Raw genomic sequence first — 20,959 nt, 5'->3', positions numbered from 1 at the left:
CCCCGCGACGACCCCGCCCGTCGCGCCGGCGCCGGTCTCGTCCTCCGGCTCGCGGTCGGTGCCCTCGCCGGCGGCGCCTCCCGCGTCGGGCCCGGCCAAGGCGCCGGCTCCGGCGTCGCCCGCTCCGGCTCCGCCCACCACGGCGTCGCCCGCTCCGCCGTCGCCCGCCACGCCGTCGCCCGCCACGCCGGCGCCCGCCACGGCATCGCCCGCTCCGGCATCGCCCGCTCCGGCGTCGCCCGGTGCGGCGGGCCCGCTCCCGGCGCGTCAGCCCCGCGGCGAGCAGGCACCCGGCACGTCCTCCCCGCCGGTGTCCTCGACCGCGGCGCCGGGTGCGGCAGGCCCGTCACCGGCGCGTCGACCCGCCGGTGAGCAGGTGTCGCGCGAGTCCTCCCCGTCGGCGCCCCTCGCCGCAGCGCCCGCTGCGGGGACGCCGCTCCCGGCGCGTCAGCCCGCCGGCGAGCAGGCGTCCGCCGCGTCGTCTCCCTCCGCGGCTCCGCACCCGACGCGCCCCGCTGCCGGGTCGGGCGGTAGGCCGTCTGCGGGAGCCGCGACCCGGCCGGGGACCGCCCCGGCACGTACGGACGACACCCCGACCGAGGTCACCGCGCCGACCCGCGACGCCGGGCCGGTCCGCACGCCCGTGCTGGACGCGGCGGCCCGCTCCGCCGCCGCGCCCGTGGGCGCGACCTCCGCGCCCGGGTCGTCCGCCGCCACCGGGGTGACCGCGTCCGGTGCCGCGTCCCCGCGGCCTGCCGGGACGCCTGAGCCGGCTCTGCGTCCGGGCGGCGCGCGTCCCGTCGCCGCAGCAGGGGCAGCCGCTGCGGTCGGGGCAGCCGGTGCGCCCGGAGGCGCCGCCCGTCCTGCCCCGACGTCCTTCACGAAGCCGGCCGCGAGCGGACCCGACTCCGCCGCCGGCGACAAGGCCGGCCCGCCGACGACGGCGTACCCGGGCCCGGCAGCGACGGGGGGAGTGCGTCCCGGGGTCGCGGCGGCTGCGGCCACCCCCGCCGCGCCTGCGTCGGCCACGCAGTCCGCCGCCGGGGCCTCGACGCCCCCCGCGGCGTCCCCTCGCGGCGACGGCTCGGCCACCGCGTCGCACGGGTCGCCGAACCGCGACGCACGCGCGACGCAGCCCCGCGGCGAGGACCCGGAGCAGCGCCCGTCGCCGATCGACGAGTTCGACGACTACGAGCCGCGCCGGCGCTGGCCCCGGGTGCTCCTCGTCGTCGGCGTCGTGGTGCTCCTCCTCGGCGCGGCCTACGTGGGTGCGGCGTACGCGCTGGCCGACCGCGTGCCGCGCGGAGCGACCGTCGCCGGCGTGCAGATCGGCGGCATGCCGGCCGAGCAGGCTCGCGCCGAGCTCGAGCAGGAGCTCGGCGACACCGCGACGTCGCCCGTCACGGTCACGGCCGGCGAGGTCGTCGCGGAGGTGGACCCCGCGGCAGCGGGCCTCGCGTTCGACGCGGCCGAGACCGTCGACCAGCTCACGGGGCTCGACCTCGGCCCTCAGCGGCTGTGGCAGCACCTGTTCGGGGTCGAGGAGCACGCTCCCGTCACGGACGTCGACGCGTCGGCGCTCGAGGCGGCGGTCGACGACCTCACCGGGACCCTCACGCTCGCGCCCGTGGACGGCGGCGTCGTCTTCGCGGACGGCGAGGCGCACGCGACGGACGCGGCCGACGGCTGGGCGCTCGACGCGGACGACGCGGTCGAGGTGCTGCGGGCGCGGTGGCTCACGGACGAGCAGCCGCTCGAGCTGCGCACGACGCCCGTCGTTCCCGACATCACGCAGGAGGAGACCGAGGCGGCGCTGACGAACGTCGCGCAGCGCGTGGTCGCGGCTCCCGTGGTCGTCGAGGTCGGCGGCCAGCGGGTCGAGCTGCCCGCGGACGTGGTCGCCGGTGCGGCCAGCATGGTGCCCGTCGAGTCGCAGCTCGAGCTCCAGCTCGACGGCGCGAAGCTCTCCGAGGCGGTCCTCGCGCGGACGACCAACCTCCTCACCGAGTCGGCGGACGCCCACTTCGAGTTCCAGGGTGGTGCGCCCGTCATCGTGCCGGGCAAGCCCGGGACGACGCTCGAGCCGACGGCTCTCGCGCAGGCGGTGACGACGGCGGCCACCGGTGACCAGCGCACCGCGGCCGTCGAGCTGGTCGAGACGGACCCGGCGGAGTCGACCGCGAAGCTCGAGGCGCTCGGCATCAAGGAGATCGTGTCGGAGTTCTCGACGCCCCTCACGAGCGAGCCGCGACGTACCGCGAACATCGCCAACGGCGCGAAGAACATCACCGGGACGCTCGTCGAGCCCGGCGAGATCTTCAGCCTCACGGAGGCGCTCGGCCCGATCACGGCGGCCAACGGGTTCCAGACCGCGGGCGTGATCGTCAACGGCGAGCACGTCGACGGGATGGGCGGCGGGCTGTCGCAGATCTCGACGACGACGTTCAACGCGGCCCACTTCGCGGGCTTCGAGGACGTCGAGCACCGGCCGCACTCGGAGTGGTTCGCGCGCTACCCGGAGGGTCGTGAGGCGACGATCTACACCGGAACGCTCGACATGCGGTGGAAGAACAACACCCCGTACGGCGCGCTGGTGCAGGGCTACGTCGAGGGCGGGCGGGTGCACGTGCGGATCTGGGGCACGAAGTACTGGACCGTCGAGTCGACGACGAGCGGGCGCTCCGGCGTGGTGAGCCCGACGACCACGTACTCGCAGTCGCCGACGTGCGAGCCGCAGTCTGCCGGCAACCCGGGCTTCACGGTGACCACGACGCGCAAGCTGTTCCTCGAGGGCCAGCTCAAGGACACCGAGGCGTTCACGTGGAAGTACAAGCCGCAGAACCGCGTGATCTGCGGAGCGGCACCGACGGCGCCCGCGGGCTGACGCGCCGGCGACGCCTCAGCGCGGCCGGCGTGGGGGTGCGGGCGGGACCACCTTGCCGAGCACGATCTCGGACCCGGGCACGTCGACCGGCCCGCGGCGCGTGGCGACCTGCACGCCGTCGTCGTCGACCCGCGTGAGCTCGCCGAGGACGTCGGTGTAGAGGTGGTCGTCGTCGGGGTCGAGCCGGCGCCGCACGACGACGCGCGTGCCGACGGCCCAGGCGCGCCACGCGACCCCGGGCTCCCCGGCGCCGCTCACGACACCTCACCCGGTGATGGACACCACGACACCGACCAGCGCACCTGGTGGATACTAGGTGCCGTACCCGTGCCACGGCCTGCGACCCCTACCCGGGGCCCGGGCCGCCAGGCACCCCTGACCGCCCAGCCGGGCCCCGGGAGGACCGACCGTGACGTATGTGATCGCCCAGCCTTGCGTGGACGTCAAGGACAAGGCGTGCATCGAGGAGTGTCCCGTGGACTGCATCTACGAGGGCAAGCGGTCGCTGTACATCCACCCCGACGAGTGTGTCGACTGCGGTGCGTGCGAGCCGGTCTGCCCCGTCGAGGCCATCTACTACGAGGACGACGTCCCGGAGCAGTGGAGCGAGTACTACAAGGCCAACGTCGAGTTCTTCGACGACCTGGGCTCGCCGGGCGGCGCCGCGAAGATGGGGGAGATCCAGAAGGACCACCCGATCATCGCGACGCTCCCGCTCCAGGTGCACGAAGCCTGACCGCGCGCCCGATGGGCCTGCGCACCGGAGACCTGCCCGACTTCCCCTGGGACAGCCTCGTCCCGTTCGCCGAGAAGGCGCGCACGCACGCCGGGGGCATCGTCGACCTGTCCGTGGGGACGCCCGTCGACCCGACGCCCGCGGTCGTGCGCGACGCGCTGACGGCGGCGGCCGACTCGCCGGGTTACCCGACGACGCACGGCACCCGTGAGCTGCGGGAGGCCGTCGTCGGGTGGTTCGCGCGGCGCCGCGGCGTGCCCGGGCTGGACCCGGCCGGTGTGCTGCCGACGGTCGGCTCGAAGGAGCTCGTCGCGTGGCTGCCGTCGCTGCTCGGCCTCGGGGAGGGCGACGTCGTCGTGCACCCGGCGACGGCGTACCCGACGTACGACGTGGGCGCCCGCCTCGCGGGTGCGACGCCGGTGCCCTCGGGCGACGCCGTGCGCCTGCTCGACCCGGCGACGCCCGGCGCGGACGACGTGCGGCTCGTGTGGCTCAACTCGCCCGGCAACCCGGACGGGAGCGTGCTCTCGGCCGAGGAGCTGCGTGCGGTCGTCGTGGCGGCCCGCGCGGCGGCCGACCGGACGGGGCGACCGGTCGTCGTGGCGTCCGACGAGTGCTACGCCGAGATGCCGTGGGAGGAGCCCTGGCTGTCCGGGGGCGTGCCGAGCGTGCTGGACCCACGGGTGACCGGCGGCGACGTCACCGGCCTCCTCGCCGTGTACTCGCTGTCGAAGCAGTCGAACCTCGCGGGCTACCGCGCCGCGTTCGTCGCGGGGGACGTCGCGCTCGTCGTGGGGCTGCTGGAGACGCGCAAGCACGCGGGCATGATCGTCCCGGGGCCCGTCCAGGCCGCGATGACGGCGGCCCTGCTCGACGACGCGCACGTCGACGCGCAGCGCGAGCGGTACCGGCGGCGCCGCGAGGTCCTCGCCCCGGCGCTCGCCGGCGCGGGCCTCGAGCTCGCCGGGTCACCTGCGGGCCTCTACCTGTGGGCCCGGCCCGCGGACCGGTCGCAGGGCTGCTGGGACGTCGTCGCACGGCTGGCCGACCTCGGGGTCCTCGTCGCGCCCGGGGAGTTCTACGGCGCGGCGGCGGCCGGGCACGTGCGCATCGCGCTCACGGCACCGGACGAGCGCGTCGCGGAGGCGGCCCGGCGGCTGGCCGCGTCGGGCACCTGACGTCCTCCTGGTCACGCGCGTAGGGCTCACCCCTGTGACCGTGGTCACACCGTGATACGTGCGACGTCAAGGATTGGTCATCACGGCTCACCCGCAGGTACCGTCGGGGTGGCCAACGAGGGCCGTCCACCGGCCGGACAGGCCGAGAGCCGCGACACCAGGCACGCACACCGAGCACAGCCCACGAGTCGCAGGGAGGAACACCATGTCCGATGCCGGCATCGCCCCCGTCCAGCTGATCGCGGACGGAGCCACACGGGAGCTGCCCGTCGTCCCGGCCACCGAGGGCAACAACGGCATCGTGGTCTCGAGCCTGCTGCGCGACACCGGGATGGTCACGGTCGACCCGGGCTTCATGAACACCGCGTCCTGCGAGTCGCAGATCACCTACATCGACGGCGACGAGGGGATCCTGCGCTACCGCGGGTACCCGATCGACCAGCTCGCCGAGCACTCGACGTTCCTCGAGGTCGCGTACCTGCTGATCCACGGCGAGCTGCCGTCGCGCGAGGAGCTCGACGCGTTCGTCGAGCGGGTCAACCGGCACACGCTCGTGCACGAGGACTTCCGCACGTTCATGGGGACGTTCCCGCGCAACGGGCACCCGATGGCGGTCATGTCCTCCGCGATCAACGCGCTGTCGACGTTCTACCCCGAGTCCCTCGACCCGTTCGACCCGGAGACGGTCGAGCTCGCGACGGTCCTCATCCTCGCGAAGACGCGCACCATCACGTCGTACCTGCACCGCACGTCGCGCGGCGAGCCGCTGCTCTACCCGGACTACTCGCGCGGCTACGTCGAGGACTTCCTGCGCATGACGTTCGCGGTCCCGTACATGCAGTACGAGTCGGACCCGGTCGTCGTGAACGCGCTCGAGAAGCTGCTCATCCTGCACGCCGACCACGAGCAGAACTGCTCGACGTCGACCGTCCGCATCGTCGGGTCGAGCCACGCGAACCTCTACGCGTCGGTCGCCGCGGGCATCAACGCGCTCTCCGGCCCGCTGCACGGCGGCGCCAACGAGGCCGTGCTCAAGATGCTCGACGAGATCAAGGCGAACGGCGGCGACGCGACGGACTTCATGCGCCGCGTGAAGGACAAGGAGGACGGCGTCCGCCTCATGGGCTTCGGGCACCGGGTCTACAAGAACTACGACCCGCGCGCCGCGATCGTGAAGCAGAGCGCCGACGCGGTGCTCTCGGCGCTCGGCAAGAACGACGAGCTGCTCGACATCGCGATGCGCCTCGAGGAGATCGCGCTGAACGACGAGTACTTCATCTCGCGCAAGCTCTACCCGAACGTCGACTTCTACACGGGCCTGATCTACAAGGCCATGGGCTTCTCGGAGTCGATGTTCACGCCGCTGTTCGCGCTCGGCCGGATGCCCGGCTGGATCGCGCAGTGGCGCGAGATGATGAAGGACCCGCAGACGAAGATCGGCCGCCCGCGGCAGATCTACACGGGGGCGACGGAGCGCGACTACCCGGACCTGTCGCAGCGCTGACTTCGCACGGCTCACGGCGGCCGTCGGAGCGGTGTCCTCGGACGCTGCCCGGCGGCCGTCGCGCTGTCCGGGGCGCGGACCTGGGGGAGGTGTCGTGCTGCGCGGTCAGGGGGCGGCGAGCGTCACGCGCACCTCGCCCGCGGGCAGCGCCGGGGCGTCCGCGACGGCCCAGTCGCCCGAGGTGCGGTCCCACACCCGGTCGAGCGTGCGGACGCGCGTGACGGCCTCGGGCCGCGCGACGGCGACGGCCCACTGCGCGAGGGCCCAGCCGGCCCGCACGTCCTCCTCCGGCGTGCCGGCACCGACGGGGCGCGCGTCGAGGACGAGCTCACCCGCCGCGTCCGCCGCGGGGGAGACGGTCAGCTGCCCGTGGTCGCGCGCGAGGTGCTGCGCGAAGGTCTCCGGCGAGCCGGCGCCGTCCGGGTCGCGGAGGGTGCACGTGAGCGTCGCGGGCGACCAGCCGGCGAGGGCCGAGGCCCACGCGCGGGCGCGGCCCTCGTGCTGCGCGTACGCGTCGGGGTACCCCGAGCGCTGGACGGCCTGCGCGGCCTCGGTGATCGGGAGGCTGTCGTACCCGGGGACCTGGACGAGGCCCTCGTAGAACCGTCCGGTCGCGTGGACCGGGTCCATGATCTCCTCGGGCGTGCCCCAGCCCTGCGAGGGCCGCTGCTGGAACAGCCCGAGGGAGTCACGGTCGCCGTAGGTGATGTTGCTGAGCTTCGACTCCTGCAGCGCGGTCGCGATCGCGATCGTCGCCGCACGTGCCGGGAGGCCGCGGTCCAGCCCCTGCGCGGTGAGGAGCGCGGCGTTGTCGGCCTGCTCGGGCGTGAGGTACCACGCGGTGCCGTCGAGGACCGCGGCGCACCGCTCCGCCACCACCGGCGGGCCGTCGCCCTGCCGGAGAAGCACCACGACGCCCGTCACCGCGACGCCGAGCGCCGCGACGCACGCGACGACGGCGCACCCCGCACGAGAGGCGCGGGAGCGCCGGGAGCGACGGGCCACGCGGGTCAGTTGGCGTGCAGCGCCGAGTTGAGCTCGACGCCCGCCCCGGTGCGGGCGACGGCCTCGACGCCGCCGGTCAGCGAGTTCCGGCGGAACAGCACGCCCGAGGCGCCGGCGAGCTCGCGTGCCTTGACCGTGCGCGGGGCCGCGGTGCCGTCCTGCGCCCCCGCGTCGTCGAACCCGACGAGCGTGACCTTGGTGCCGGCCGTGACGTAGAGCCCGGCCTCGACGACGCAGTCGTCCCCGAGCGGGATGCCGAGGCCCGAGTTCGCGCCGAGCAGCGTCCGGCGGCCCAGCGACACGACCTGACGCCCCCCGCCCGAGAGCGTCCCCATGATCGACGCGCCGCCGCCGACGTCGCTGCCGTCCCCGACGACGACCCCCGCGGAGATGCGGCCCTCGACCATCGACGTCCCGAGCGTGCCCGCGTTGAAGTTGACGAAGCCCTCGTGCATCACGGTCGTGCCGGCGGCGAGGTGGGCGCCGAGGCGCACGCGGTCGGCGTCGGCGACCCGGACGCCCGAGGGGACCACGTAGTCGAGCATGCGCGGGAACTTGTCGACCGAGAGCACCGTGACGGGGCGTCCGGTCGCGGCGCGCAGGCGCACGCGCGTGTCCTCGAACCCGTCAACCGCGCACGGGCCGGCGTCGGTCCACACGACGTTCGGCAGCACGCCGAACACGCCGTCGAGGTTCTGCCCGTGCGGCGCGACGAGCCGGTGCGAGAGCAGGTGCAGGCGCAGGTAGGCGTCCGCGGTGGTCGCGGGCGCGGCGTCCAGGTCGACCTCCGTGAGCACCACCCGCGTCGTCACCCCCCGGGCGTCGTCGCGGCGCTCGGCGGCGGTGAGCGCGGCCGGTGCGGCGGCCCCCTCGGGTGCGGTCCCCAGCGCGGGCGAGGGGTACCAGGTGTCGAGGGTCGTGCCGTCGTCGGTCACGGAGGCCAGCCCGAAGCCCCAGGCGGAACGCGCAGTCATGGCGACAACCCTAGACGGCGCGTCGGTAGGGTCGGTGCCGTGACCGATGCCCCGCAGACCGTGCCCGCCGCGCCCGAGCCCTCGACCGGCGGGCCCGTCCCCGGGTCGCCCGCCGCCCCGGCCACGGTCGCCGCGACCCCGCTCGACCTGCGGGCCGACCTCACGGCCCTGACTCGCGCGATCTGCGACGTGCCCTCGGTGAGCGGCGACGAGACGGCCCTGGCGGACGCGATCGAGGCGACGCTGAGCGCGTTCGAGCACCTCGAGGTGCTGCGCGACGGCGACGCCGTGGTCGCCCGCACGCGGCTCGGCCGGTCCTCGCGGGTCGTCGTCGCGGGGCACATCGACACCGTGCCGCTCGCGGACAACCTCCCGACGCGGCTCGTCGGCGAGGGCGCGCACGCCGAGCTGTGGGGTCGCGGGACCGTCGACATGAAGGGCGGTGTCGCGGTGCAGCTCGCGCTGGCCGCGGCGCTCGCGGAGCCGACGCGCGACGTCACCTGGGTGTTCTACGACCACGAGGAGGTCGAGGCGTCGCTCAACGGGCTCGGCCGCATCGCGCGCGAGCACCCCGAGTGGCTCGAGGCCGACTTCGCGGTGCTGTGCGAGCCGACGGCGGGCGGGCTCGAGGGTGGCTGCAACGGGACGCTGCGCGCGGAGGTGACGCTCACGGGGGTCGCGGCGCACTCGGCGCGCGCGTGGGCCGGGGTCAACGCGATCCACGCCGCCGCCGAGGTCCTGCGCCGGCTCGCCGTCTACGAGCCCACGTCCGTCGACGTCGACGGGCTCGTGTACCGGGAGAGCCTCAACGCCGTCCTCGTGAGCGGCGGGACGGCGACGAACGTCATCCCGGACCGCTGCGTCGTCACGGTCAACTACCGGTTCGCCCCGTCGCGCTCGGTCGACGAGGCGTTCGCGCACGTGCGCGAGCTGCTCGACGGCTACGACGTCGTGCTCACCGACGCGGCCGCGGGTGCACGCCCCGGGCTCGACGACCCGACGGCGGCCGCGTTCGCCGACGCGGTCCTCGCCGTCACCGGGGGCGCCCCGGCCCCGAAGTACGGCTGGACCGACGTCGCACGGTTCTCCTCGCTCGGGATCCCCGCCGTGAACTTCGGGCCCGGGGACCCGATGCTCGCCCACAAGGACGACGAGCGGCTGCCCGTGTGGCAGCTCCGGTCCTGCTACGACGCGCTGAGGTCCTGGCTCACCGCCTGAGCGCGCCGTCGCAGGACCGGCACCGCCGCGACCCGCCGGCCTGCGCCGTGCGGACGGGTGCGGTGCGCGCGAGGGCCGCCGGGTCGGCACGCGGGCCCCGCGCCGGGCCGCCTAGAGTCGGTGCCATGACGAGTGACGACGGCATCGCCCGCCCTGGCGACGGCTACCGCAAGGGTCCCGTGCTGCTGCGCGGCGACCAGGTCCCGTCCGAGACCTCGGACCAGCGCCTCCTCTCCCGCTCCGAGGGCGCCTCGTGGATCCACGGCGACCCGTGGCGGGTCATGCGCATCCAGAGCGAGTTCGTCGAGGGTTTCGGCGCGCTCGCGGAGGTCGGCCCCGCCGTGAGCGTCTTCGGCTCGGCGCGCACCCCCGTCGACCACCCCGACTACGCGCTCGGCGAGTCGGTCGGGCGCAAGCTCGTGGAGGCCGGCTACGCGGTCATCACGGGTGGCGGCCCCGGGATCATGGAGTCCGCGAACAAGGGTGCCAAGGAGGCGGGCGGGCTGTCGGTCGGGCTCGGCATCGAGCTGCCGTTCGAGCAGGGCATGAACCGCTACGTCGACCTCGGCGTGAACTTCCGGTACTTCTTCGCGCGGAAGACGATGTTCGTGAAGTACGCCGAGGGGTTCGTGGTCCTGCCCGGCGGCTTCGGGACGTTCGACGAGCTGTTCGAGGCGCTCACGCTCGTCCAGACGCACAAGGTCACCGAGTTCCCGATCATCCTGCTGGGCAGCGACTACTGGTCGGGGCTGCTCGACTGGCTGCGCGGCCCGGTCGTCGGGCGCGGCACGATCAGCGCCGTCGACCTCGAGCTCCTGCGCGTCACGGACGACGCGGACGAGGCCGTGAAGATCGTCACCGACCACGGCGCGGCGTTGCGCGAGGCCGAGCGGGCGGCGGCGCAGGCGCTCGAGGCCGACCAGCGCGCCGCCGAGCAGAGCCCCGACCGGTGACGGCGCCGGCGTGCGCACCCGTTCCCAGCGGTCCTCGGCCGCGCGTGGGTGGGGCTCCGCTGCAACCCCGGCGCGGACACTGACGTGAGCCCGGCATGAGCACACCGACGCCCGCGACGGTGCCGGCGGCGGGCGCCGACGTGGTGCTCCGTGGCCGGACGTTCGGCCCCGGGCACCCGGTCGTCATGGCCGTCGTGAACCGCACGCCCGACTCGTTCTACGCCGCCGCGCGCCACGACGAGCGGTCGGCCGACGCCGCGGTGGCGCGCGCCGAGGAGGAGGGCGCCGACCTCGTCGACCTCGGCGGGGTCCGTGCCGGGCGCGGTCCGCGTGTCGACGTCGCCGAGGAGCTCTCGCGCGTGCTGCCGCTCGTGGAGCGGGTGCGGGCGCGTCACCCCGACCTGCTCGTCTCGGTCGACACCTGGCGCGCCGAGGTCGCCCGGGCCGCGGCGCTCGCGGGCGCCGACCTCGTGAACGACACGTGGGCCGGGCACGACCCGCGCCTCGTCGAGGTCGCCGCCGAGCACGGGCTCGGCGTCGTGTGCTCGCACACCGGGGGAGCGGCCCCGCGCACCGACCCGCTCCGCGTGCAGTACCCGCTGCCGGACCCGGTGCCCGGCGCGCTGCCCGACGCACGGCCGGACGCGCCGCCGGCCGCGACCGGTCCGGGCGTGAACCCGCTCGACGGCGTCGTGCTCGACGTCGTCGCGACCCTGCGGCGCGCCGCCGAGCGGGCGGTCGGGCTCGGCATCCCGCCGGGGGGCGTGCTCGTGGACCCGACGCACGACTTCGGCAAGAACACGTGGCACTCGTTGCACCTCGTGCGGCGCACGCAGGCGCTCGTCGCGCTCGGTCACCCGGTGCTCATGGCGCTGTCCCGCAAGGACTTCGTGGGCGAGACCCTCGACCTCGCCCCCGAGGAGCGGCTCGAGGGTACGCTCGCCGCGACGTCGGTCGCGGCGTGGCTCGGCGCCCGGGTGTTCCGGGTGCACGACGTGCGCGCGACCCGGCGGACCCTCGACATGGTCGCGGCGATCCGAGGCGACGCGCTGCCCGTGCGCGCCGTGAGAGGACTGGCATGAGCACCGAGACACCGGCACCGGCGCCGGGCGAGCCGCCGGCCACGACGGCGTCCGAGCCGACCGGCGCCCCGCTCGCGGGTGTGCGGGTCGACGGCCCGCCGGTGGCGAGCACGACCGACGCGGTGGCAGCTCCCGGTCCGCGCCCGGAGCGGCCGCGGAGCCTCACCGACCCGCGGACGTGGCCCGGCTGGGCCCAGGCGCTCTCGCTGTACGCGGTCACACGCGCGTTCTCGGCCGTCGTCCTCGTCGTCGTCGCGCAGCTCCAGGTCGAGAACTACTGGACCGGCGCCCGCCCGTCGTACCTGCAGTTCACCGGCCTGATGTGGGACGCGAGCTGGTACCGCGGCATCGCGGAGGACGGGTACCCGGCGGAGCTCCCGCGCGGCGAGGACGGCCTCGTCCAGCAGAACCCGTGGGCGTTCTTCCCGCTGTTCCCGATGCTCGTGCGCGTCGTGATGCTCGTGACCCGCGCCGACTGGTACGTCGTCGCCCCGCTCCTGGCGCTCGCACTCGGCTGCGTGGCCGCGGTCGTCGTGCACCGGCTCGTCGAGCGCGGTGCGCCGCGGGCCGTCGCGGCGCGCCCGGGCCTCCCGCTCGCGACCGTCGCTCTGCTCGGGCTGTTCCCGACCGCCGCCGTCCTGCAGGTCGCGTACACCGAGTCCCTCGCGCTGCTGCTCGTCGCCTCCGCGCTCCTGCTCGTCGTGGAGCGGCGCTACGCCTGGGCGTCGCTCGTGGTGCTCGCGCTCGGCTTCACGCGCGCGGTCGCGCTGCCCATGGCCGTGGTCGTCGTGGTGCACGCGCTGGTGCGCTGGTGGGCGGCGCGGCGCGGCACGGACCGGCTCGGGCGACGGGACGTCGCGGGGCTCGGGCTGCTCGCCGTGACGGCGGCTGTCTCGGGCGTCGCGTGGCCCCTGATCTGCGGCTGGATGACGGGGGAGCCCGACGGGTACCTCCAGACGCAGGGCGCCTGGCGCGGCGTCCGGGAGATCGCGCCGTTCGAGCCGTGGGGGTACGTGTCCCGGTTCTGGTTCGGGGAGTGGGCGCCGTGGGTCCTGGTCGCGGGCTTCGCGCTCGTGATCGCGACGCTCGTGGTCCCTGCGGCGTGGCGGCTCGGCAACGAGCTGCACACGTGGTCGGCGGCGTACCTGCTCTACATCGTCGCGGCGGTCGAGCCGGGCAGCAGCATCGCGCGCTTCCTGCTGCTCGCGTTCCCGCTCGGCGCGGTGACCGCGGGGCTCGTGACGCGTCCCGCCTGGGCCCGGCGCACGTGGTTCGCCTTCGTGGTCGTGCTCATGGGGACGCTCCACGTCGTGTGGGTCTACAACATGTGGCGGCTCACACCACCGACCGGCTGGCCCCCGTGACGGCCCCGTGACAGCTGCGGCGACGACCGCCGGGAGGGCCGTCGGGGTGCCGTCGGGGTGCCGTCGCAGGTCGCGCGGCCCCGAGTGCCCCGGACAGGTCGGACGTGTGACCTAGAATGGTCGTTGGACATCCGGCCCCTGCGGCCGTGGTCGACGTGCCCGGCCCACGCCGCCGCCGTCGCCGCGGCCGGCGGTCGGGAGGAACGACGTGAAGGAGAGCCCCCCATGGCCGCGATGAAGCCGAGGACCGGTGACGGCCCGCTCGAGGTGACCAAGGAGGGTCGGGGCATCGTGATGCGCGTCCCGCTCGAGGGCGGTGGCCGCCTGGTCGTCGAGCTCAACGCCGTCGAGGCGCAGGAGCTGGGTGAGGCGCTGACCTCGGTCGTGTCCTGACGTCGTGACGCTGCGACCCGAACCGCGCGGCGGTGCCTCCGTGGGGCGCACGCCGCCCCGCGTGACCCTCGTCGAGGGTTCCGTGGCGACCACCGACCTCCTGGGCGGCGAGGGCGTCGACGCCCTCGCCGTGCCCGTCGCACCGGCAGCGCCGGGCGAGACGGACCTGCAGCCCCGTGCGGGGACCGCGGACGCCGCGGCGCGCTACGGCATCGACCTCGCGGAGCTCGCGGAACGAGCCGGGCTCAGCGGTGCCTCAGGTGAGGCGCACACCGTGCACCTGCCGCGCCCCGTGGGCTCCGCGCCGCTGCCCTGGTCCGGCCTCCCGTCGCGCCTGGTGCTCGTCGGGGTGGGCACGGGCACGCCCACCGACCTGCGCCGTGCGGGCGCCGCGCTCGCACGGGCGACCCGGGGGCTCGGCCGGGTCGTGACCTCGGTCGCCGCGGAGCACGCGCCGACCTCCGTGGCGCGCGTCACGGCGCTCGTCGAGGGCTACCAGCTCGCCGCGTACCGCATGCCGACCGCCGCGGCGTCGACCCCGGAGTCCGAGCAGCGCCAGGCGCCCGCGCAGGAGCTGCTCGTCCTGGGCGGCGATGCCGGGCACGGCCTCGACGTCGCCGCCGCCGTGCAGCGCGCCGTCGTCGGGTCGACCGCGACGTGGCTCGTGCGCGACCTCGCGAACACCCCGTCGAGCACCAAGAACCCCGCCTGGGTCGCGGACGAGGCCAGCCGCCTCGCGCGCGACGCCGGGCTCACCGTGCACGTGCGCGGTCCCGCCGAGCTCGCCGCCGAGGGCTTCGGGGGGATCCTCGCGGTCGGCGCCGGCTCGGCCTCGCCGCCCCGGCTCGTCGTCGTCGAGCACGTCCCGACCGCCGTGGGCGGGCGGACCCCGCTGCACGTCGTCGTGGTCGGCAAGGGCATCACGTACGACACCGGCGGCCTCTCGATCAAGCCCCGCGAGGCCATGGTCCCGATGAAGACCGACATGGCGGGCGCCGCCGTCGCGCTCGCCGTCGTGCTCGGTGCCGCGGCGTCCGGCGTGCCGCACCGCGTCACCGCGGTCCTGCCGCTCGCCGAGAACCACGTCGGCGCCGCGTCCTACCGCCCGGCCGACGTCCTGCGGATCTACGGCGGCACGACCGTCGAGGTCGCGAACACCGACGCCGAGGGGCGCCTCGTGCTCGCCGACGCGCTGGCGTGGGCGGACGCGGAGCTCGCGCCCGACGTCCTCCTCGACGTCGCGACGCTGACCGGAGCCGCGAGCGTCGGCCTGGGGCGTCAGCACGCCGCGCTCTACGCCAACGACCCGGCGCTCGTCGCGGCGCTCGAGGTCGCCGCCGCGGAGTCGGGCGAGCCGGTCTGGCACATGCCGCTCGTCGAGGACTACCGCCCCGCGCTGCGGTCGGAGGTCGCGGACCTGCGGCACGTGCCGAGCGACGGCCGGATCGGCGGCGGGTCCATCACGGCCGCGCTGTTCCTGCGCGAGTTCGTGGGGGGCCGCCGGTGGGCGCACCTCGACATCGCCGGCACCGGGCGGTCCGCGTCGGACAAGCACGAGGTCACGGAGGGCGCGACGGGTTACGGCGCGCGCCTCCTGCTGCGGTACCTGGCGTCGCTGGACTGACGGGTCCGGACCCCGGTCCGCGCGGGGTCGTGCGCTCAGCGCCGGACGGCCGTGAGCAGCCCGTCGCCCGTGGGCAGCAGCGCCGGCACGAGCCGGTCGTCCTCGCGCACGACCCGGCCGACCTCACGGACGATCGTCGTGACCTCGTCACGGCGCGCGGGGTCCGGGACCCGGTCGTGCCACAGGGCGTTGTCGACCGCGAGCACCCCGCCGCGGCGCAGGAGCCGCAGCGCCTGCTCGACGTACCCGAGCAGGTTCTCCTTGTCCGCGTCGACGAAGACCAGGTCGTAACCTCCGTCGGTCAGGCGCGGCAGCACGTCGAGCGCGCGGCCCGAGATGGTCCGGGTGCGCGTGCTGCGCAGCCCCTCCTCGGCGAACGCCTGCTTCGCGGCGCGCTGGTGCTCGACCTCGACGTCGATGGTCGTGAGCACGCCGTCCTCGGGCATGCCACGCAGCAGGTAGAGCGAGCCGACGCCCGCACCGGTCCCGATCTCGACGACGGCGCGGGCCTGCGCGGCGGCGGCGAGCACGCTGAGCACGGCGCCCGACCCCGGGAGGACGGGTGTGCAGCCGAGCTGGCCCGCGCGCTCGCGCGCGCGCAGCAGGGTCGCGTCCTCGGGCACGAAGCCCTCGCAGTAGACCCAGCTCTGGGCCTTGTCGTTCGAGATGGTCCGCCTCCTCGGCTCGTCGGTGTCGTGCGCGAGGGTCGCCCCCGTCCGCTCGCGGGCTGCGGGCCCTCCGGGCCGAGCCTAGTCCGGCGCCCCGACGGACCGCGGGACGCCGATCGCGACCCGGCGGAACGAAATCGCGCCCGAAGGCGTTCGCACGAGTGAGGACACGCACCCGGTGCTCGGGTGATCGCGCCCGCGTGGTAGGCGCGGCCCGCCCGGTCCTGGGACACTGGGTCTCCAGGACGACGAGAGGAACCGCATGACGACCACCACCCCCGACGAGCCGTGGGTGGCTCCGTCCTGGGAGGAGATCGTCCGTGTGCACTCCGCACGCGTGTACCGCCTCGCGTACCGGCTCACGGGCAACCAGCACGACGCGGAGGACCTGACGCAGGAGGTCTTCGTCCGGGTTTTCCGCTCGCTGTCGAGCTTCACGCCGGGGACGTTCGAGGGCTGGCTGCACCGCATCACCACGAACCTGTTCCTGGACCAGGTGCGCCGCAAGCAGCGCATCCGGATGGACGCGATGGGCGACGACGCCGACCGCTTCCCCGCGGCGGTCGAGGGCCCGCACGCGCCCGAGCGCGCGTTCGAGCACGGCAACCTCGACTACGACGTGCAGCGCGCGCTCGACGACCTGCCGCCCGACTACCGCGCCGCCGTCGTGCTGTGCGACATCGAGGGGCTGTCGTACGAGGAGATCGCGGTGACCCTCGGCATCAAGATGGGCACCGTGCGCTCGCGCATCCACCGGGCCCGCGCGCGGCTGCGCGTCGCGCTGCAGGACCGCGCCCCGCTGGCGCACGACGAGGGCGCGGCGGAGCCGGTGGGAGGCTCGGCCGAGCGGGTCGGGGCACCGTGAGCCACCTGGGTTCGCGTATCAGCGCCCTGGCCGACGGGCAGCTCGCGCCGGCCGCGGCCGAGCGTGCGCTCGCGCACGTCGCGACGTGCCCGCAGTGCGCCGGGGAGCTCGCGGCAGCCCGGGCCGCACGCCGGGCGCTCGCCGCCGCGGACGACGTGACACCGACCGCCGACCTGACCGCGCGCCTGCTCTCGCTCGCGCCGACCACCCCGCCGCGCGCCCCCGCGCAGCGCTGTGACCCGTTCGCGTCCCCGGGCCCGGCGAGCCCGACGCCGGCGGGCGGGTCGCGCCTGACCGGTCACCCGCGCACCCTCACCGGCGACCTGGAGCGGCGCAGGTCCGGTGCCCGCATCGCCGCCGGCTCGCTCGCGGGTGTCGGGGCCGTCGCCGCGATGCTCTTCGCGCTCGGCGACCGGCCGCCCGTCGTGCCGTCCAGCCACCCGGCGCAGGCCCTGAGCCTCCTCGGTGAGGCGACCCCCGGCACGCAGCGCTTCGCCGGGGCCGCGCTGACCCGGGGTACGCCCGCCGCGGCCCCGTCGACGGTCGACCAGCTCGAGCGCCTGCGCGAGAGCGGGTGGACGTGCCCGGTCGAGCTGCCGTCCGGCTGGGACGTGACGGCGGTGCGCCTCGACGCACGGGACACCGTGGAGATCGACCTCTCCGGGCCCGGCGGCACGGTCGTCGTGACCGAGCAGCACGGACGCCTCGACGTCGCCGCGCTCGAGGGTGCGACCCACCGGACGCTCGGCGACCGGACGGTCTACGTCCTGTCGACGCATCCGTGGCACGCTGCCTGGCAGTCGGGCGACACCGTGGTCGAGGTCGTCTCGTCGAGCACGTCGCGCGACGTCGAGTCGGTCGTCGCCGAGTTCCCGGGCGAGGGCTTCGACGACGGGGTGCCGGCCCGCATCACCCGAGGATGGGACACCGTGACCGAAGCGCTCCTGAACCGATGACGTCGCCCGAGCAGCCCGTGAACCCGTTCGCGCCGCCGTCGTTCGCGTCGCCGGCACCCGCGCAGCCCGCCCGCCCCGCCGCACCCGCCCCGGCGCCGTCCCCGTACGCCGCACCGGCCTACGGAGCACCCACCGGTGCGTCCGCCTACGGCGCCTCGCCCTACGGTGCGCCGGGCACGGCCCCGTTCCGTGCGCCGTCCGGCCGTGCCCCGCAGCCCGGTGCCTGGCAGGGCGGCTTCCCCGGGCCGCTGCCCGAGCCGCCGCGGGACACGCCCGAGCGCCCCGCGCGCCGCCGCAGCCTCTCGTTCGGGTGGGCCGTGGCCCTCGCCGTGATCGCGCTGCTGGCCGGGGCGACCGGGGGCATCCTCGCGCCGCGGCTGCTCGACGACGGCCAGGTCGCCGACGCCGGGCTGCCCGCCGCCGTCGGGACGGGCGCCGGGGACCGTGCGCCGGACAGCGTCGCGGGCGTCGCGGCGACCGTGCTGCCGAGCGTCGTGTCGATCGAGGTCGTCGGCGCGGACGGGACCGCGACCGGCTCCGGGCTCGTGCTCCGCCAGGACGGCTACATCCTGACCAACAACCACGTCGTCGAGTCCGGCGCGACGGCCGGGGCGACGACGAGCGTGCTGTTCGCCGACGGCAGCGAGGAGCCGGCGACGATCGTCGGGCGGACGCCGGAGTACGACATCGCGGTGCTCAAGGTCGAGCGGTCCGGGCTGGTGCCGCTCGTGCTCGGGGACTCCGACGACGTCGTGGTGGGCGACCCGGTCATCGCGATCGGCGCGCCGCTGGGCCTCGAGGGCACCGTGACGACCGGCATCGTGAGCGCGCTCAACCGCCCGGTGTCCGCCGGCAGCGAGCAGGAGACCGCGTTCATCAACGCGATCCAGACCGACGCCGCGATCAACCCCGGCAACTCGGGCGGCCCCCTGGTCAACGCGGCGGGCGAGGTCGTCGGCATCAACTCGGCGATCGCGCAGCCACCCGGCGCCCTGAGCTCGGCCGGGGGCAGCATCGGTCTCGGCTTCGCCATCACGTCGAACCAGGCCCGGCGCACCGCCGAGCAGCTCATCGAGACCGGCGCGGCGACGTACCCGATCATCGGGGTCCTGCTCGACCAGGCGTACACCGGCGAGGGCGTGCAGGTCGCCACGGAGCAGCGGGGCGACACCCCGCCGGTGACGCCGCGCGGACCCGCGGACCGTGCGGGGATCCGCCGCGGCGACGTGATCGTCGCGATCGACGGCCGGCCCGTGACGGAGCCCGACGAGCTGATCGTCGCGATCCGCGCGAAGACCCCCGGCGAGACGATCGTGCTGCGCGTGCGCACCGGCTCGGAGGAGCGCGACGTGCGGGTCGTGCTCGACGAGTCGGCGCCGGAGTGAGCCGGCGACCGGTCCGCGGCGCAGGGGTAGCCTGAGCCCGTGTTCGACATCAACGGCGGCGAGCTCATCGTCCTGCTCATCGTCGCCGTCCTCGTCATCGGGCCGGAGCGCCTGCCCGCGTACGCCGAGCAGCTCGGCCGGTGGGCGCGGCGTGCGCGCGTGTTCCTGCGCGACACCAAGGAGCGCGTCGACGAGGAGCTCGGCGACGAGGTGCGGGACGTCGACTGGGCGGCGCTCGACCCCCGCCGGTACGACCCGCGCCGCATCGTCCGCGAGGCGCTGCTCGACGACGTGACGCCCGGCCGCGGCGAGCGTCCCGGTGCGGTCGCCGGCTCGGCGGCGGCGTACGCGGCGCGCAACGGCTCGACGGCGCGCGGCGCACGTCCGGCCGCCGACCTGCGGGCCGGGGAGCCCGCACCGTTCGACGACGAGGCCACCTGAGCCGTCCGGGCGGTCCCCGCGGCTCGGCCGGTCCGCCGGGGCCGGCGACCGGCCCGTCCTGGGCCTCAGCACGGCTCCGCGCCTGACAGAATGGCGCCATGTCTTCTGCGACGCAGCGAGCACGCATCTTCTCGGGGATGCAGCCCACGTCCGACTCGCTCCACCTCGGCAACTACCTCGGCGCGCTGACCCAGTGGGTCGCGCTGCAGGAGTCGTACGACGCGCTCTACTGCGTCGTGGACCTGCACGCGCTCACGGTGTCGCCCGACCCGGCGGTGCTGCGTGACCGGACGCGCAGGACGGCCGCGCAGTACCTCGCGGCCGGTGTCGACCCCGCGCGGTCGATCCTGTTCGTGCAGTCGCACGTCCCCGAGCACGCGGAGCTCGCGTGGATCCTGTCGTGCCACACGGGCTTCGGCGAAGCCGGCCGGATGACCCAGTTCAAGGACAAGTCCGGGCGCTACGGCGCCGAGGGCACGACCGTGGGCCTGTTCACGTACCCGGTCCTCATGGCGTCGGACATCCTGCTGTACGACACGGCCCTCGTGCCCGTGGGCGAGGACCAGCGCCAGCACCTCGAGCTCACGCGTGACCTCGCGCAGCGCCTCAACGCCCGGTTCGGCGCCGGGACGGCGGTCGTCCCCGAGGCGCACATCGTGCGCGCGACGGCGAAGATCTACGACCTGCAGGAGCCGACGGCGAAGATGAGCAAGTCGTCGGCGAACCCGAACGGCATCATCGAGCTGCTCGACGACCCCAAGGTCGTCGCGAAGCGGATCCGCTCGGCGGTGACGGACGCGGAGCGCGAGATCCGGTTCGACCCCGAGGCCAAGCCCGGCATCGCGAACCTGCTGACGATCTACTCGGCGCTCACGGGCCGGGACGTCCCCACGATCGAGGCCGAGTACGCGGGCCGCGGCTACGGCGACCTGAAGAAGGACCTCGCCGAGGTGGTCGTCGACTTCCTGCAGCCGTTCCAGGAGCGCGCGAACGGCTACCTCGCCGACCCGGCGACGCTCGACGAGGTGCTCGCCGACGGCGCGGAGCGTGCCCAGGACCTCGCCCGCTCGACGCTCGAGCGCATCTACGACCGCTCGGGGCTGCTCCGCCGGCGGGTGCGGGTGCGCGCGTGAGGCTGCCGCCGCGCACCGAGGACCAGGTCCGCATCGGTGTCGCGATCACGGTGCCCGCGCCGTTCGGTCCCGAGCTGCAGGCCGCGCGCGGGCGCTTCGGTGACCCGGCCGCGCCGCTCATCCCGCCGCACATCACACTGCTCGGGCCGACGGTCGTGGACCTCGCGGACGTCGCACTCGTCGAGGAGCACCTGACCCGGGTCGCGGCGCGGCACGAGCCGTTCCTGGTGCACCTGCGGGGCACGGGGACGTTCCGGCCGGTGTCGCCCGTGGTGTTCGTGCAGGTGGTCGACGGCATCGCCGGCTGCGAGGGCCTCGAGCGCGACGTCCGCTCGGGGCCGCTGGCGCAGGAGCTGCGGTTCAACTACCACCCGCACGTCACGGTCGCGCACGAGGTCCCGGACGCGAGCCTCGACCGGGCGTTCGACGAGCTCGTCGACTTCGACGCGTCGTTCGAGGTCGCGACGATCCAGTCGTTCGAGCACGGCGACGACGAGGTGTGGCGCCCGGTGCGCGACTTCGCGCTCGCGCGACGGGCACCTGCGGCGTCCGCGGCGGGCTGAGCTCCCCTCGGGCCGTGGGGATGCCGGGCGGTC

The 20,959-nt window shown here is 75.4% G+C and carries 20 protein-coding genes; 16 read left to right on the top strand and 4 right to left on the bottom strand.

Going from position 1 to position 20,959, the window contains the following annotated elements; genetic code table 11:
• Positions 1-973 precede the first annotated feature (973 nt).
• Positions 974-2,884, top strand: coding sequence for a VanW family protein (locus tag ACWFNE_RS17720; protein ID WP_452123738.1), 1,911 nt, complete (start codon positions 974-976; stop codon positions 2,882-2,884).
• Between the two features lie 15 nt (positions 2,885-2,899).
• On the opposite strand, the gene ACWFNE_RS17715 is transcribed toward ACWFNE_RS17720, so the two are convergent.
• Entirely contained in the window at positions 2,900-3,142 is a 243-nt protein-coding gene (locus ACWFNE_RS17715; RefSeq protein WP_452123737.1) for a putative acetyltransferase, read from the bottom strand.
• A gap of 151 nt (positions 3,143-3,293) precedes the next feature.
• Between ACWFNE_RS17715 and fdxA the strand changes: the two genes are divergently transcribed.
• The 3 genes from fdxA (at position 3,294) to ACWFNE_RS17700 (ending at position 6,302) form a co-directional block, all read left to right on the top strand.
• Positions 3,294-3,620, top strand: a complete 327-nt coding sequence (gene fdxA / locus ACWFNE_RS17710) for a ferredoxin (protein ID WP_034633125.1) — start codon at positions 3,294-3,296, stop codon at positions 3,618-3,620.
• Positions 3,621-3,631: 11 nt separating this feature from the next.
• Positions 3,632-4,798: a succinyldiaminopimelate transaminase gene (gene dapC, locus ACWFNE_RS17705; protein ID WP_452123736.1), complete on the top strand. Its 1,167-nt coding sequence runs from the start codon at positions 3,632-3,634 to the stop codon at positions 4,796-4,798.
• 205 nt (positions 4,799-5,003) lie between these two features.
• Positions 5,004-6,302 (top strand): citrate synthase, encoded by a 1,299-nt coding sequence (locus ACWFNE_RS17700; RefSeq protein ID WP_452123735.1) that lies wholly within the window; start codon positions 5,004-5,006, stop codon positions 6,300-6,302.
• Between the two features lie 105 nt (positions 6,303-6,407).
• Here ACWFNE_RS17700 and ACWFNE_RS17695 read toward each other — a convergent pair whose 3' ends face one another.
• A complete protein-coding gene (locus ACWFNE_RS17695) occupies positions 6,408-7,307 on the bottom strand; it encodes a hypothetical protein (protein ID WP_452123734.1) in 900 nt (299 codons plus the stop codon).
• Positions 7,308-7,312: 5 nt separating this feature from the next.
• On the bottom strand, positions 7,313-8,281 hold the full coding sequence (gene dapD / locus ACWFNE_RS17690) for a 2,3,4,5-tetrahydropyridine-2,6-dicarboxylate N-succinyltransferase (RefSeq protein WP_452123733.1): 969 nt from the start codon (positions 8,279-8,281) through the stop codon (positions 7,313-7,315).
• Between the two features lie 39 nt (positions 8,282-8,320).
• On the opposite strand from dapD, the gene dapE reads away from it, so the two are divergent.
• From dapE to ACWFNE_RS17660, 6 genes are all read left to right on the top strand, one after another.
• A complete protein-coding gene (dapE, locus tag ACWFNE_RS17685; protein WP_452123732.1) occupies positions 8,321-9,499 on the top strand; it encodes a succinyl-diaminopimelate desuccinylase in 1,179 nt (392 codons plus the stop codon).
• A 125-nt stretch (positions 9,500-9,624) separates the two neighbouring features.
• On the top strand, positions 9,625-10,452 hold the full coding sequence (locus ACWFNE_RS17680; RefSeq protein WP_452123731.1) for an LOG family protein: 828 nt from the start codon (positions 9,625-9,627) through the stop codon (positions 10,450-10,452).
• A 95-nt stretch (positions 10,453-10,547) separates the two neighbouring features.
• Complete coding sequence (locus tag ACWFNE_RS17675; RefSeq protein ID WP_452123730.1) at positions 10,548-11,534, top strand: dihydropteroate synthase; 987 nt, start codon at positions 10,548-10,550, stop codon at positions 11,532-11,534.
• On the top strand, positions 11,531-12,898 hold the full coding sequence (locus ACWFNE_RS17670; RefSeq protein ID WP_452123729.1) for a hypothetical protein: 1,368 nt from the start codon (positions 11,531-11,533) through the stop codon (positions 12,896-12,898). Before ACWFNE_RS17675 ends, ACWFNE_RS17670 begins: the two co-directional genes overlap by 4 nt.
• Before the next feature lie 225 nt (positions 12,899-13,123).
• Complete coding sequence (locus tag ACWFNE_RS17665; protein ID WP_258723968.1) at positions 13,124-13,291, top strand: DUF3117 domain-containing protein; 168 nt, start codon at positions 13,124-13,126, stop codon at positions 13,289-13,291.
• 82 nt (positions 13,292-13,373) lie between these two features.
• The gene (locus ACWFNE_RS17660; RefSeq protein WP_452123728.1) at positions 13,374-14,915 is read left to right on the top strand and encodes a leucyl aminopeptidase family protein; all 1,542 of its coding nucleotides are present in this window, start codon (positions 13,374-13,376) and stop codon (positions 14,913-14,915) included.
• 35 nt (positions 14,916-14,950) lie between these two features.
• Here ACWFNE_RS17660 and ACWFNE_RS17655 read toward each other — a convergent pair whose 3' ends face one another.
• A complete protein-coding gene (locus ACWFNE_RS17655; RefSeq protein WP_452123778.1) occupies positions 14,951-15,583 on the bottom strand; it encodes an O-methyltransferase in 633 nt (210 codons plus the stop codon).
• 262 nt (positions 15,584-15,845) lie between these two features.
• Here ACWFNE_RS17655 and sigE point away from each other — a divergent pair, with 262 nt between their 5' ends.
• The 6 genes from sigE (at position 15,846) to ACWFNE_RS17625 (ending at position 20,926) form a co-directional block, all read left to right on the top strand.
• Positions 15,846-16,448 (top strand): RNA polymerase sigma factor SigE, encoded by a 603-nt coding sequence (gene sigE / locus ACWFNE_RS17650; protein ID WP_452123727.1) that lies wholly within the window; start codon positions 15,846-15,848, stop codon positions 16,446-16,448.
• Entirely contained in the window at positions 16,445-17,404 is a 960-nt protein-coding gene (locus ACWFNE_RS17645) for a zf-HC2 domain-containing protein (RefSeq protein WP_452123726.1), read from the top strand. The genes sigE and ACWFNE_RS17645 overlap by 4 nt, the downstream gene beginning before the upstream one ends.
• Positions 17,401-18,789 carry a S1C family serine protease gene (locus tag ACWFNE_RS17640; protein WP_452123725.1) on the top strand — a complete coding sequence of 463 codons (1,389 nt, stop codon included), beginning with the start codon at positions 17,401-17,403 and terminating at the stop codon, positions 18,787-18,789. The genes ACWFNE_RS17645 and ACWFNE_RS17640 overlap by 4 nt, the downstream gene beginning before the upstream one ends.
• A gap of 39 nt (positions 18,790-18,828) precedes the next feature.
• Positions 18,829-19,230, top strand: a complete 402-nt coding sequence (locus ACWFNE_RS17635) for a twin-arginine translocase TatA/TatE family subunit (RefSeq protein WP_452123724.1) — start codon at positions 18,829-18,831, stop codon at positions 19,228-19,230.
• Positions 19,231-19,328: 98 nt separating this feature from the next.
• The gene (gene trpS / locus ACWFNE_RS17630; RefSeq protein WP_452123723.1) at positions 19,329-20,363 is read left to right on the top strand and encodes a tryptophan--tRNA ligase; all 1,035 of its coding nucleotides are present in this window, start codon (positions 19,329-19,331) and stop codon (positions 20,361-20,363) included.
• The gene (locus ACWFNE_RS17625) at positions 20,360-20,926 is read left to right on the top strand and encodes a 2'-5' RNA ligase family protein (protein WP_452123722.1); all 567 of its coding nucleotides are present in this window, start codon (positions 20,360-20,362) and stop codon (positions 20,924-20,926) included. Before trpS ends, ACWFNE_RS17625 begins: the two co-directional genes overlap by 4 nt.
• Positions 20,927-20,959 lie beyond the last annotated feature (33 nt).

The organism is Cellulomonas sp. NPDC055163 (genome assembly GCF_053607065.1).
The sequence above is the reverse complement of the archived record's forward strand: the minus strand, read 5'-3'. Positions and strand labels throughout refer to the sequence as shown.